This is a genomic window from Huintestinicola butyrica, from assembly GCF_025567215.1.
GTDB classification, from domain to species: Bacteria; Bacillota; Clostridia; order Oscillospirales; family Ruminococcaceae; genus Huintestinicola; species Huintestinicola butyrica.
This window is the reverse complement of sequence record NZ_JAOQKB010000002.1, coordinates 80,194-92,634: the sequence shown is the minus strand read 5'-3', so window position 1 is coordinate 92,634 and position 12,441 is coordinate 80,194. Positions and strand designations below refer to the sequence as shown.

13 protein-coding genes are annotated in these 12,441 nt (G+C 47.0%); 3 read left to right on the top strand and 10 right to left on the bottom strand.

The annotated features are described in order from the left end of the window. Positions 1-94 precede the first annotated feature (94 nt). The gene (locus OCV68_RS02670; protein ID WP_262570502.1) at positions 95-1,462 is read right to left on the bottom strand and encodes a family 4 glycosyl hydrolase; all 1,368 of its coding nucleotides are present in this window, start codon (positions 1,460-1,462) and stop codon (positions 95-97) included. A 434-nt stretch (positions 1,463-1,896) separates the two neighbouring features. Here OCV68_RS02670 and OCV68_RS02665 point away from each other — a divergent pair, with 434 nt between their 5' ends. Genes OCV68_RS02665 through OCV68_RS02655 form a run of 3 tightly spaced genes read left to right on the top strand, consistent with a single transcriptional unit; the run spans position 1,897 to position 4,789 of the window. Then, entirely contained in the window at positions 1,897-2,820 is a 924-nt protein-coding gene (locus OCV68_RS02665; protein WP_262570499.1) for an alpha/beta hydrolase, read from the top strand. 14 nt (positions 2,821-2,834) lie between these two features. Beyond that, the gene (locus OCV68_RS02660; protein WP_262570497.1) at positions 2,835-4,157 is read left to right on the top strand and encodes a transferase family protein; all 1,323 of its coding nucleotides are present in this window, start codon (positions 2,835-2,837) and stop codon (positions 4,155-4,157) included. Then, on the top strand, positions 4,130-4,789 hold the full coding sequence (locus OCV68_RS02655) for a DUF6320 domain-containing protein (protein WP_147621459.1): 660 nt from the start codon (positions 4,130-4,132) through the stop codon (positions 4,787-4,789). Before OCV68_RS02660 ends, OCV68_RS02655 begins: the two co-directional genes overlap by 28 nt. A 52-nt stretch (positions 4,790-4,841) precedes the next feature. Here the strand turns inward: OCV68_RS02655 and OCV68_RS02650 are convergent, their stop codons facing one another. From OCV68_RS02650 to OCV68_RS02610, 9 genes are all read right to left on the bottom strand, one after another. Next, entirely contained in the window at positions 4,842-6,386 is a 1,545-nt protein-coding gene (locus tag OCV68_RS02650; protein WP_262570493.1) for a DUF4153 domain-containing protein, read from the bottom strand. Further along, entirely contained in the window at positions 6,383-6,634 is a 252-nt protein-coding gene (locus OCV68_RS02645; protein WP_262570491.1) for a helix-turn-helix domain-containing protein, read from the bottom strand. The genes OCV68_RS02650 and OCV68_RS02645 overlap by 4 nt, the downstream gene beginning before the upstream one ends. A gap of 14 nt (positions 6,635-6,648) precedes the next feature. After that, complete coding sequence (locus OCV68_RS02640) at positions 6,649-7,095, bottom strand: DUF2975 domain-containing protein (RefSeq protein ID WP_262570490.1); 447 nt, start codon at positions 7,093-7,095, stop codon at positions 6,649-6,651. A 170-nt stretch (positions 7,096-7,265) separates the two neighbouring features. After that, positions 7,266-8,048: an MBL fold metallo-hydrolase gene (locus OCV68_RS02635; RefSeq protein ID WP_262570488.1), complete on the bottom strand. Its 783-nt coding sequence runs from the start codon at positions 8,046-8,048 to the stop codon at positions 7,266-7,268. Between the two features lie 20 nt (positions 8,049-8,068). After that, entirely contained in the window at positions 8,069-8,878 is an 810-nt protein-coding gene (locus OCV68_RS02630; protein ID WP_262570486.1) for a hypothetical protein, read from the bottom strand. A gap of 10 nt (positions 8,879-8,888) precedes the next feature. Then, the gene (locus tag OCV68_RS02625; protein ID WP_022475757.1) at positions 8,889-10,136 is read right to left on the bottom strand and encodes a glutamate-5-semialdehyde dehydrogenase; all 1,248 of its coding nucleotides are present in this window, start codon (positions 10,134-10,136) and stop codon (positions 8,889-8,891) included. 17 nt (positions 10,137-10,153) lie between these two features. Further along, the gene (gene proB / locus OCV68_RS02620) at positions 10,154-10,951 is read right to left on the bottom strand and encodes a glutamate 5-kinase (RefSeq protein ID WP_022475756.1); all 798 of its coding nucleotides are present in this window, start codon (positions 10,949-10,951) and stop codon (positions 10,154-10,156) included. Between the two features lie 18 nt (positions 10,952-10,969). Continuing rightward, positions 10,970-11,917 (bottom strand): D-2-hydroxyacid dehydrogenase, encoded by a 948-nt coding sequence (locus OCV68_RS02615; RefSeq protein ID WP_147621465.1) that lies wholly within the window; start codon positions 11,915-11,917, stop codon positions 10,970-10,972. A gap of 22 nt (positions 11,918-11,939) precedes the next feature. Next, positions 11,940-12,329 (bottom strand): hypothetical protein, encoded by a 390-nt coding sequence (locus OCV68_RS02610; RefSeq protein WP_262570482.1) that lies wholly within the window; start codon positions 12,327-12,329, stop codon positions 11,940-11,942. Between the last annotated feature and the right edge of the window lie 112 nt (positions 12,330-12,441).

The following is a 12,441-nucleotide window of genomic DNA, read 5'->3' as shown; positions in this document are numbered from 1 at the left end:
TCGCTCTATGTAATTGTATTATTTTTATTATACCCTGTCACTTAAATAAATCAAGAAGAAAAATTTGCAGCTTCGGTAAAATGCAGGTAAAGGCTCAGTCCTCACAGTAATATATAAGGTGCTTGCGTACTTCCGAAAGCATATCACGGTAAAGCTCCGTAGCGTCGTTCAGACCGCAGGTCATTTCGGGGTCATTCAGGAAGCCGTTGAAAGCAACATCAAGGTCCTTTGTTTCATACGCCCTTACCACCTGAGCCTGATTGCCGCAGTGGCGGAGTGTGAGACAAAGTATGTCCTCGGGAAGAGCGCCTGCCGCAACGGGGCGGACAGCTCCACGGCTGATAAGTGCATTTGTCTGCACAGCCGTGCCCTCAGGCAGATTTTCCACCTGACCGTGGTTTGGCATGATAACAGGGCAGATAAAGTTTCCGCCGCCTGCCAGCGCACGCACCATAGCCGCAACCTCAGTGGTTCCTGCCGACTTCGGCAGAGGCTCGCCGTTCATGTATCTTTTCACACGGGAAGCCTTGTCGGAGACTATTTTCTTTTTGTACGCCGCAGTGATGGGGGAGAACTTCCAAGAGTTCATTTCCTTCACATTTCCCGTGTACCATGGGGGACAGAAGCCTGCGGTAATCCTGTCGTTCTGGGCAGGGATAAGACCGTACCGCAGGAACAGGTCAAACTTTACCTTGTGAGCGTCCGCATCGGGATTATTCTTGTATTCATTGGCCCTGAACTCGTAGCCGTTTGATACGTATTTCTCCGCATATTCCGTAAACATGGGGAAAAGATCCTCACCGCAGAATGTGATCTCGTCAAACCATGAATAGCCGTCGATGCCCAGCAGATTTGTCTTGATATCACGCCGCCTTACGCCTGTGATGCCTTTGCTTTCGCAGACAATGGTCGCCAGCATATCACGGCAGGAGTGAGTGGAGCAGTCAGCTCCCACAAGCTTCATTTTCGGGAACACCATTTTCATTACCGAGATACATTCCGCCATAGGAGTGCACAGGCTTATGACCCAGGCATTGGGGCAAAGCTCACTTATTTTTCTTGCATATTCAGCGCATACAGGCATTATTTTAAGCGCCCTTATAACGCTTCCCGGCCCGGAGTTTTCCACAGACGGCTGGAAAATGCCGTAGGTCTCGGGGAGATGAAGCTCAGTCACAAGCTCTTCAAGGCTTCCGGGGTCAAAGGACAATATGACAAAATCAGCGTCCCTGAGGGCTTCCTCCGCTTCATCACAGGCAAGATAGACCACATCGCCCTTAACTCCGCCACGGTCATGTATCCCGTTGCCTATTACCTCGTTTGCCAGAGCACGGGACTTGTCCGTATCGTAAAGCCTTACCATAGCGCAGATATCCTCACCCGAAAGCTCGGGGATAAGCTTCCAGCCGAAGTTATCCGAACCGCCGCCTATGTAAGCGATATTCAGCCGTTCACTGTTCATTGTCATTGTCCTTTCAAGCTAATTTTACTATTATATATTATGCAATAAAAGCGTGATTTTGTCAAGAGAGATAAAAATAAATGAGATATAATTTAATGATGTGGCATTAAGTGCAGTATGTAAGTTAATAAGTCAAGGTGTGCGGATTATTCCTATACCTATTAAGTTATATCTGATTTAGAACCTGTCTTCATAAGAAATGTGTGCGGATTTTCGAGCATAATTTTGTTGCAGAGTAGGCAAAAATCCGCAGGCGGGCTTTCGCCCGGCAAGGATTTTTAACGCAGTCTGCGGCAAAATTTGCCGAAAAGACGTGTGCATATGCTTGTGAAGACGGGTTCTTATTCGAGAGCAGCTGCTCTCCGCTTGACCTGCAGGCTAAAATGGTGTATAATAAAACTACAGCAAATATGATGATAAAACGGAGGTAATGTATGCCGTCACTTGTTAAGAAATTGATAAGCAGCTTCAACCCGCCCGATATCCGCAAATTTTATAAGATTCACCGTGAAATAGTACATTTCATGGTGCGCAGCGCCGTTAAAGTCAATGACGGGCATTTTGATAAATATGTGACCGCTCCCGACGGACATAATATCCGTGTGAGGATATACCCGCCCAGAACCATAGGAAACAGCACAAGACTGCTGGTGTTCTACCATGGCGGCGGCTGGGTCATCGACGATATCGACAGATACCACAAGGTCTGCCGACAGCTGGCGGAAATGACGGGAAGCTATGTGCTTTCGGTGGATTACCGCCTTGCTCCCGAGCATAAATATCCCGCAGGTCTGGACGATTGCTACGAGGTAACGAGACAGGTGTTCGCAAACGCCGCAAGATACGGCATCAAAAAGCGCAATATCATTCTTATCGGCGACAGCGCAGGCGGAAACCTCGCCGCTGCCGTTTCTCTCAGAGCAAGAGACAGGCACGAGTTCCGTGTAAGGCGTCAGATACTTATCTATCCCGCCACAGCCTGTGAGTTCGGCGACGATTCACCGTACCTCTCCATGAGGCAGAACGGAAAGGGCTGCCTGCTCACCGCAGAGCGCATGAGGGGCTATCTTGACCTGTACCTTGATGATATCTCTCAGAAGGACGACCCATATGTATCGCCCATAAAGGCGGCGTCTCTCAAGGGCCTGCCCGAAACGCTTATCATTACTGCCGAGAATGATCCTCTCCGTGACGAGGGCGAGGCTTTCGGAAAGCGGCTTTACAATGCGGGAGGCAATGTGAGAGCATTCCGTATCAAAAATGCCTATCACGGATTTTTCGGTACAGACCTGCTCCGTCACCCTCACGCCAAGGAAGCTGTGAGCATCATAATGTATTTTCTCCGTTTAACGGATTGACCGAGGTGTTTTATATGCGCAGAGAAAGCAGTGCGCCGTGGAGCCGCCTTGATAATGCGGCTAAAATTTTCCCATCTACAGTTGAGGGCGCCGATACCCGTGTGTTCAGATTTTCCTGCGAGCTTACCGACGATATTGACCCTTATGTGCTGCAAAGGGCTGCCGAGAATGCGGCTGTCAGCTATCCCAATTTCAACGTGATAATGAAAAAGGGGCTTTTCTGGTACTATCTTGAAAGCTGCGACTTAAAACCGCAGGTTAGCGAGGAATCCCTGCCCGTCTGTGCCGCAATATATGAAGATGATGTCCGCAGCCTGCTTTACAGGATAACTTATTACGGCAAGCGGATAAATCTCGAGGTGTTCCACGTCCTTGCGGACGGCACGGGAGCGCTGATGTTCCTTAAAACCATCGTTTACCGATACATCATTTACAGATATCCCGAGCTGTTCGGCGACTGCCCGCCTGTGCTTGACGATGACGCTTCCTTTTCCCAGAAAAGTGATGACAGCTTTCGAAAGTATTATGACAAGAGTGTCAAAAAGCGCAGCGTTAAGATGATAAAAGCCTTCAGGCTGAAAAGCGAGCGGCTTGAAAACAACAAGCTCCTTGCGATAGAGGGCTTTGCATCGGTAAAAAGCGTTATCGCAGCGGCTCATAAGTATGAAACTTCCCTCACTGTGTTCCTGACGGCGCTGTATATAAAGGCACTGAGCATGGAAATGCCTCTCCAGAGCAGGAACCGCCCCATTGTTATAAATATCCCCGTAAACCTCAGAAGATATTTTCCCTCCGAGACCGCAAAGAATTTCTTTGGAATGATATCGGTGCAGTACAACTTCACCGAAAGAAGCGGCGAGATGGAGGATATCATTGCCGTGGTGAACGAGGAGTTCAAAAAGCAGCTTACGAAAGATAATCTTGCCATACGCATGAACAGCCTTGCGGCGCTGGAGCACAATCCCTTTGTAAAGATCGCCCCTCTGCCGTTTAAAAATGAGGTGCTGAGGATCGCAAGAAAAATAGGCGTAAAGGGCGAGACCTCCGTTATCTCCAACGTGGGAAAGGTTGATATGCCCAAGGAGTTTGACGGGCTTATAAAGCGTTTTTCGGTATTTGTAAGCACCCAGAATATCCAGCTGAATATATGTTCGTATAAAGATGAGCTGCAAATGGGCTTTACATCAAGCTATGCGGCAACGGACGTTCAGCGGAACTTTTTCAGGTCGCTTACCGAGCTTGGCATAGATGTTACCGTGAGAAGTAATGATTCTTACGCTGAAAAGCCTTTGGAAGGAGATGATACATCATGCAGCAGTGCAGAAAATGCAGAGTAAATGTCGATGGTGATAAGGGCAGGTGTCCTCTCTGTCAGGGCGAGCTTACAGGCGAAAGGGAGCGGGATATGTTCCCACGCATTGCCGAGCCGAGGTTTGGCAGCGAATTTCTCATAAAGCTTATTTCTTTCATTGCCATATCGGCGATAGTCATTTGCGCCGCAACGGATTATCTTCTCAGCGGCAGGCTGTCGTGGTCGGTCATATGTATAGCAGGCGTTATCTGCGCATGGCTCACCACATCTGTTGGCATCGCCTACCGCAAAAGGATACTGAAAAACATCACCTGGGAGCTGTTCCTGATAACAGCGCTGTCGGTGCTGTGGGACAGGTTCACAGGCTGGCGTGGCTGGTCACTGGACTTCGTTCTTCCGTGTGCCTGCGTGTGTGCAACAGTGTCCATTTTCATAATCGCAAAGGTGCTGAAAATGAAGTCGGGCGAATATATCCTCTACCTTATCATAGGCGGATTTTACGGGCTTCTGCCGCTGATATGTTTGTTTGCGGGACTGGTTAAGATAAACTACCCATCAGTCATATGCGCCGTGATAAGCGTTATCTTTATGGCGGCACTTTTCCTTTTCAGAGGAAGATCCACCACGGCAGAGATAGAAAGAAGATTTCACTTATAAAATAAACGATAAGCCTCTTCCGCTTGATATGCGGAGGAGGCTTATCGTTTATTTATTCGGCATTTGCGGAATTTCTGAGGATAATATCATAGACCGTCAATGTTCTTCCGTCACAGTCGTTTTCCATTTGGTCAAGTATCTTGTCAAGTACACGCACTTCATTTTTGTCTGTGCAGGTATCTCTGTATCGGATAATTTCGGGAGCGGCGCCCGATGAAAGGTCGCTCATCATGCTAAAGCTGAAGTAGGGGAGATTTCCCTTGCTGTATTCGTTCAGGTCATATTTTGCGATAACTCCGTCAATGTTGCAGAAGCTGAGGGCGGCAAACATTATCACAAATGCCGTGACAGTCACCTTTGAGAGATTGACTTTTTTTGTTATGACTGACAGAATGACCGATGTGAAAAGCACGAACAGAAGCAGCATAAACCAAGATGTGTAAACTCTCAGCTGGGTAAGACCGTAAACCCTTATATACATGAACATTTTGCTTACAGCGGTGGATATGAGCAGAAGTGTGAATACGCTGAGTATGCAGGTCATTGCCTTGACCGCTGCGGGACGCTCTTCCTTGTTGTTATCCTTGCAGAAAAGGTTAAGGGTAAGAATAATCGCCAGATTTATGACAGATACAAAGCACAGCTCAAAAAATCCACGGCGGGCATATTCGGAGTAGATAGTATCATTTGAGGGAAGCTTATCCATAAATGCGGAGAGAAAATAGCTGAGCTGGGAGAAGAAAAAGATAACATAAAGTACGCAAACGGGGAGTGCGGAGAAAACGCCCGCAACAGGTGAAAGAAAACGTACCGAGCGGAGATCCTTCTCGTAGTTCTCATCTTTCAGCAGCTCCTTTGAAAGCTGCTTTTCCGATGCACGGCAGCCGGAAAAGATGTAGAACGCAACAGGCAGTCCTATAAGCAGTTGAACGATGAATATTATGACTTTGGTAAAGCCGTCGTTCATGATAGATGAGATTATGCGGCTGAAATTATCATCAGCGCTCATAAGCAGTCCGCATACGACAAGTGTGGCAGGCACGGCGATGATAAGACCCAGCAGAGCGCTTTTGATGTTCTTTCCCGAGGAGCTTTTCTCGGCGGGAGCTTTCAGTGCCGCTGCACCTGCACCGTATTCGGCAAAGGGTATTATCATAAGCGAGCCGAACATATCCGCAGGGAAGAATTTTCTTATGGTGCGGAAGCGTTCATCGGAGTCCGCAAGCTTATCATACGCCAGCACCAGCAGTACAAATATCAGGTCAAGAAACTGTATCAGCAGGTTCGGATTTATAAAAATATTAACTGAAAATGAAATGCACAGGGCAATGCGCAGCGCTTTTCTAAACGTAAATTTAGTGCGGCTCACAGGATATATGAGGCAGTAAACCGTAAGCAGAAGAGCAAATATCATTGCTCCCAGACCCATTCTGCCCTCTGTGAACAGAGAAGCAGCAAAAAGCTTTACCGATAAGTAGCCGAGAACGGTTGCGATATAGGCAAATATCGTCTCACGGGCGGAAAAGGTATATTTCTTTATTACCTCAGGGTGATATTCCTGATATGCAGGTGTGTTATTTACAGGCATTTCATTCATGGCTGACCGTTCCTTTCGTCACTTTCGTTATTTTCAGGCTCAGGGTCGGGGGCATATTCCAGAATATCACCCGGCTGGCAGTTAAGGACCTTGCACAGCTTTTCAAGGGTAGAAAAGCGCACAGCCTTTGCCTTTCCTGTTTTTAGGATAGAGAGGTTTGCCTGAGTGATGCCTATTTTTTCGGCAAGCTCACCCGAACCTATCTTCCTTTTTGCCATTACCACATCAAGGTTTACAATAATTCCCACAGTGCAAAACCTCCTTAAATTGTAAAGTCATTTTCTTCACGGAGACGTATTGCTTCTGTGAAGCAGTTCTTGATAACACGGAGGATAAGTCCGATAAAAGCGGCTGCAAAGGTGATAACAAAAACAAGTATCCTGAATCTTGCAAATATCAGGGTAACTACGGCTATTGCAAAGCAGCAGTATGAAAGTATTTTCAGCAGCTTTACGTTCTCGTCAATGAACACCTTTTCGCTGCCGATGTTCTTTATAAGCTTGTTGAGCACGAACAGTATAACAAATCCGAATGCGGCGCACACATAAAAGGTTATCAGCAGAGGGACTGTTACGTTATCTCGCTGGAACGATATCTGCTCATACATTTTTGCGGCATATGGCATAAGGAACAGCGCCGCTGCGCAGAGGACAATGGCTATCTTGATAAGTACCGATGTTATTGCTATTGAACGTTTTTCTTTTGTCATTTTTCAAAGCACCCTTTCAGATGATATTATGATCGATGTGTACACGTTTCATTACATATATAATATCACACCGAAATGCGTTTGTCAATACCTTTTTACTGAAAAACAATAATTTTTATTTGATATGCAAAAAAGCAGCCGATAACATCAGCTGCTTTGTAAAATAAATATCAGAATGAAATAAATCCGCCGCCTGTTTCAACGGGAGCGCAGGACAGGATATAATCGCTGTTGCGCTGAAGTCCGTTTTGTGCGATTATGGATTCAACGGTGTATTCTGCCGTTGCGGGCGTGTTGTTTTCCTGCGACAGATGCCCGAGGATAAGCCTTGTTGTGCCGCTTTTTATAAGCTCCGCTCCGAAATTTCCGCTGTCATCATTTGAAAGATGACCGTGGTCTGAGCGGATACGCTCCTTTAAATAAACGGGATAAGGCCCGTTCCTCAGCATATTCACATCGTAGTTTGCTTCCAGCAGCACTGCGGAAGAGCCTGTGACCGCATTTCTGACAGTATCGCTCACGTAACCCAGATCTGTGCATACGCAGCAGCTTTTGCCATCGGAAAAATCCACACGGTAGCCGCATGACTGAGGCGTATCGTGGGAAGTCTCAAAGCAGCTTACCGCCATATTTCCTATGCAGACCTCGCCCGACATATCATAGCTGTGGGAATTTATATATCCGCCGTCAAAAAGAGTATCCATGGTCATGCTCTGAGCATAAACGGGAATGCCTGTCTTTTTGGTGAAATTTTTCAGCCCGCTGATGTGGTCGGAGTGCTCATGGGTGATGAAAATTGCTTTCACCGCCGATGTGCTGAGACCGTTCAGCTCCAGCGCATTGCATATTTTCCTGCATGATGCGCCGCAGTCAATGAGAACGCCGCTTTCGGGTGTTCCTATGTAGGTGCAGTTTCCCTTGCTTGATGAAAATAAGGGGTATATCCTTGGCATTTTATCCTCCGTAAAACAGCTTACAATCCTGAGTCATGCCCTGCGGGAGGCGCCTTGTCCGATGCCTTTATGGCAACGATGGTATAGCCTGTGGTTTTCTTCTGAACAACGTAGTCAACGTATTTTTCAGGCAGGGGAGTGTCGTCCGATGTGAGCGTGAGCCATGCGGGCGTAGGGGAGACATATCCGACTGTAAGTGTGTAGCTGTCGCCCGACTTCTGTATCTCCTCGATATAAGGGGAGTAGGTGAAGAACTTGGGATTTTCGGGTATTCTGTATGAGCTTAGCTCTTCGTCATAATAGAATGAGATATCCGCTGCCGCAATGGTCATATGGGTCAGATTAAGACCCGAGCCGAAAAGCTTAGCGGCGTGCTGTTCAACATCGACTTCGGGTACGATTATGTAGTCAAAGTCCATGGTGTACTTGCTTTTATCCTCGTACAGGATAATATCCCATATGGCGGCGGAGATTATTGTTTCGTTTTTGAGCTTTGTGGTCTGGTCAAAGGCGGGAGGGTCGCAGATGACTACGGGGTAGATGAACTTTGCAAACTCGTTCTTCTGCTCCGTGTTGTCCATAATGCTGTGTACCTTGTCGGAGATAAATCCGACAGTGGATATTATGCCTATGACCGACATTATGATAACAAAAACGCCTACAATGAAATTAAATACCTTTGGTTTTGTCGAATTTGCGTCCGAGGGCTGGTCGCCCTCTTCCATTTCAGTCATTTCGCTTATTTCGGAAATGTCCTCATCAAAGGCGGAGTCAAGCATTTCAATGAGATCGCCGTTTTTCTTTTCAGCGGGCTTCTTTTTTTTAGACATAGCCGTTTCCTTATCGTACCTGACCGTTTCCGTCAATCAGATATTTATTTGTGGTTATCTCGTAAAGTCCCATAGGGCCTCTTGCGTGGAGCTTCTGGGTGGAGATGCCTATTTCGGCGCCGAAGCCGAACATGCCGCCGTCGGTAAATCTGGTGGAAGCATTTACATAAACGCAGGCGGAATCTACCTCGCTCTTGAACTTATTAGCGTTTGAAAGGTCGTTTGTAACGATGCACTCGGAGTGACCTGTGGAATATTCCGCAATGTGTTCTATTGCCTGGGAAATGTCGTCAACCACTCTTACAGCGATGATGTAGTCGCCAAACTCGGTGGCATAATCCTCCTCGGTGGCGGGAACAACGCAGTCGCCAAGGATTCGCTTTGTCTCGGCGCAGCCCCTTATCTCTACATTATGCTCGTCAAGCTTTTTCTTAACAGCGGGAAGAAATTTTTCTGCAATGTTTTTGTGTACAAGCAGTGTTTCGATAGCGTTGCAAACGGAGGGGCGCTGGGTCTTGGCATTATCGGTAATGTTCACAGCCATTTCAATGTCAGCGCTTTCATCAACGTACAGATGGCAGTTGCCTGTGCCTGTTTCGATAACGGGGACGGTTGCGTTCTTGGTTACAGCCTTGATAAGACCTGCACCGCCTCTGGGGATAAGCAGATCAAGGTACTTGTCGCACTTCATAAGCTCGGTGGTGACTTCACGGGTGGTATCATCAACAAACTGAATGATATCCTTGGGGAAGCCTGCCTTTTCCACGGCATCTCTCATTATCTCGCAGATGCACTTGTTGGAGTTGTAAGCCTCCTTGCCGCCTCTGAGAATAACTGCATTGCCAGTTTTAAGGCAGAGTGTGGCAGCGTCAGCGGTAACATTGGGGCGAGATTCATATATCATTCCGATAACGCCCATAGGAACACGGATTTTGGTAATTCTCATGCCGTTGGGGCGAACAGAGCCGTTATCCACTTTGCCGATAGGGTCTTCCAGCTTGATAAGCTCGTCAACAGCGGAAGCAATGCCCTTTATCCTGTCCTCGTTGAGCATAAGTCTGTCCTGCATGGAAACGGACATTCCGTTTTCTTTTGCAGCAGTAAGGTCTTTTTGATTTGCTTCGATTATCTTATCCGAATTTTCAATAAGCGCACGGGATATTTCAGCCAGAGCCGAATTTTTCTTTCCTGTATCGGCAACTGCCAGTATCTTTTTTACCTTTACGGCATTGGAGCCGAGAGTTTCAATATAGGTCATCTCATTACCGCCTTTCATTATTCGTGTTCATTTGCAAGAAAAATAGTTCCTACCTGCTTGCCGTCAAAGAAATCGTAAAGCACCTCGGGATTTCTGCCGTTGAGGATAGCCATGTCAAAGCCTGCTTTTGTGGCGATCTCCGCAGCGTTTACCTTTGTTATCATGCCGCCTGTGCCAAGACCTGTTCCCGCACCGCCTGCAAGGTTTCTTATCCTGTCGTCTATCTTTGTGATAACGGGGATAAGCTTTGCATCGGGGTTGCTTCTGGGGTCGCCGTCGAAAAATCCGTCAATGTCGGAGAGGATTATGAGCATATCGGCGTGGCAGAAGATGCCGACATGAGCCGCCAGAGAGTCGTTCTCACCAAATTCAAGCTCCAGCTCATCAATAGCAACGGTGTCGTTTTCATTTACGATGGGGATAACATTGTGGTCGATAAGCTTCTGGAAAGCGTTCTCAACGTTGTTTTTTCTTGGGGATTCAAGAACGTACTTTGTAAGAAGTATCTGAGCCACATTGACGTTATATTCGCCGAAAAGCTTGTCATATATGTACATCAGTTCGCACTGACCCACAGCTGCGCAGGCTTGCTTCATTGGAGTATCGGAGGGGCGTGATTCAAGACCGAGCTTTGCCATTCCGAGACCGATAGCTCCCGATGATACCAGGATTATCTCGTAACCGCTGTTCTGGATATCCGCAAGAGTTTTTACAAAGCGCTCCATTCTGCGGATATTGAGCCTGCCTGTTTTATGGGTAAGTGTGGAGGTCCCTACCTTTATAACTATTCTTTTCTTCTGATTTATATCAAACATATAAGCATCTCCCAAGTTTTAGTTGACTGTATTCTGAGGTGTTCCGTCAATGAATTTTTTCAGGTTGTCTGAGGCGATCTTCAAAAGCCTTGTCCTTGTCTGAACAGGCGCCCACGCCACATGAGGGGTGATAACGCAGTTTTTGGCTGTAAGCAGAGGATTATCCGCCTGCATTGGCTCGACTGCGACCACATCTACTCCCGCACCTGCAATAACGCCGCTGTTAAGAGCCTCCGCCAGGTCATGCTCATTTACTATAGGGCCTCTTGCGGTGTTTATAACAATAGCATTTTGCTTGCACAAAGCCAGTCTTTCGGAGTTTACAAGGTCTTTGGTCTTGTCGGTAAGGGGGCAGTGAACAGATATAAAGTCTGCCCGTGAAAATACCTCGTCTATGGAGACAAATTCAGTCTCGCTGTCAGTCTGAGGTGTTCTTGTGGCTGCGATGACCTTCATTCCGAAAGCTCTCGCTATCCTTGCAACAGCCTTTCCAATGCTTCCGTAGCCGATTATTCCCATAGTAAGACCGTCCAGCTCGTAGGTGGGAATGGTAAAGTATGAAAATGTGTCCGACCTTACCCAGCCGCCGTTATGAACGTCTGCATTGTAGTCAGCCGTGCGGCTGGCGAAGTACAGCACATATGAGAATGCCTGCTGTGCAACGGCAGAGGTGGAATATGCGGGGACGTTGCATACGGTTATGCCAAGGTCATTTGCTGCGGCAATATCCACATTGTTGTAGCCTGTGGCGCAAAGTCCGATATATCTGAGCTTAGGGCATTTTTCCATAAGCTCACGGGTAAAAACAGTCTTGTTGATGATGACCGCTTCCGCATCTCCCACACGCTCAGCCACCTTATCCTGTGGGGTAAGTGGGTAGCCTGTAACATCGCCCAGCGAATAGAAGCAGTCAAGGGAGATATCTCCCTGCGTTACCGTTTTTTCTTCAAGCAGAACTATCTTCATTCGGAAAATCCTTTCGTATGGGTCATTCTGCGGAGTCGTCCTTGTTTTCTTCCGTGCTGTCGGCTGTATCCTCTGCGATGTCGGCATTGTCTGATTTTTCATTGACCGTTTCATCATCCGCTTCCGATTTTGCTTCAAGACGAGCCTTTTCCTCAGCCTGAGCCTTTTTCGATACCTTTACCATATCCACAACTGTCATGATAAACAGGATTATCTCTTCAAGTCCCAGAATGTAGAAAAACGGCTTTGCTTCCGAAACGTAGATGAGCATTGTTGATGCCACACCGATGAGCATATACAGCTCATATGCGTTCTTTTTCTTTTTATAGCAGAGTATCAGCATGATAACGCTGAAAATAACAAACCCAACGTGAATGTTGAATGGCAGCGGAAATCTTATAGAGTGTTCCATTTGTTTTGCAGTTCCTTTCAATATGGTTAAATATTTAATCAAATCATTATATCATATATTTGTTAAATTTTCAACACACTTTGCAAACTCCCCATACAGCGTGTTCTTCGCC

What these genes read in the sequence shown, in the direction of transcription:
- proB (WP_022475756.1), bottom strand. Translation starts at nt 10,951, where the DNA reads ATGTTTGATATAAATCAGAAGAAAAGAATAGTTATAAAGGTAGGGACC.
- OCV68_RS02660 (WP_262570497.1), top strand. Translation starts at nt 2,835, where the DNA reads ATGCGCAGAGAAAGCAGTGCGCCGTGGAGCCGCCTTGATAATGCGGCT.
- OCV68_RS02650 (WP_262570493.1), bottom strand. Translation starts at nt 6,386, where the DNA reads ATGAATGAAATGCCTGTAAATAACACACCTGCATATCAGGAATATCAC.
- OCV68_RS02625 (WP_022475757.1), bottom strand. Translation starts at nt 10,136, where the DNA reads ATGACCTATATTGAAACTCTCGGCTCCAATGCCGTAAAGGTAAAAAAG.
- OCV68_RS02670 (WP_262570502.1), bottom strand. Translation starts at nt 1,462, where the DNA reads ATGAACAGTGAACGGCTGAATATCGCTTACATAGGCGGCGGTTCGGAT.
- OCV68_RS02640 (WP_262570490.1), bottom strand. Translation starts at nt 7,095, where the DNA reads ATGACAAAAGAAAAACGTTCAATAGCAATAACATCGGTACTTATCAAG.
- OCV68_RS02630 (WP_262570486.1), bottom strand. Translation starts at nt 8,878, where the DNA reads ATGTCTAAAAAAAAGAAGCCCGCTGAAAAGAAAAACGGCGATCTCATT.
- OCV68_RS02615 (WP_147621465.1), bottom strand. Translation starts at nt 11,917, where the DNA reads ATGAAGATAGTTCTGCTTGAAGAAAAAACGGTAACGCAGGGAGATATC.
- OCV68_RS02655 (WP_147621459.1), top strand. Translation starts at nt 4,130, where the DNA reads ATGCAGCAGTGCAGAAAATGCAGAGTAAATGTCGATGGTGATAAGGGC.
- OCV68_RS02635 (WP_262570488.1), bottom strand. Translation starts at nt 8,048, where the DNA reads ATGCCAAGGATATACCCCTTATTTTCATCAAGCAAGGGAAACTGCACC.
- OCV68_RS02665 (WP_262570499.1), top strand. Translation starts at nt 1,897, where the DNA reads ATGCCGTCACTTGTTAAGAAATTGATAAGCAGCTTCAACCCGCCCGAT.
- OCV68_RS02610 (WP_262570482.1), bottom strand. Translation starts at nt 12,329, where the DNA reads ATGGAACACTCTATAAGATTTCCGCTGCCATTCAACATTCACGTTGGG.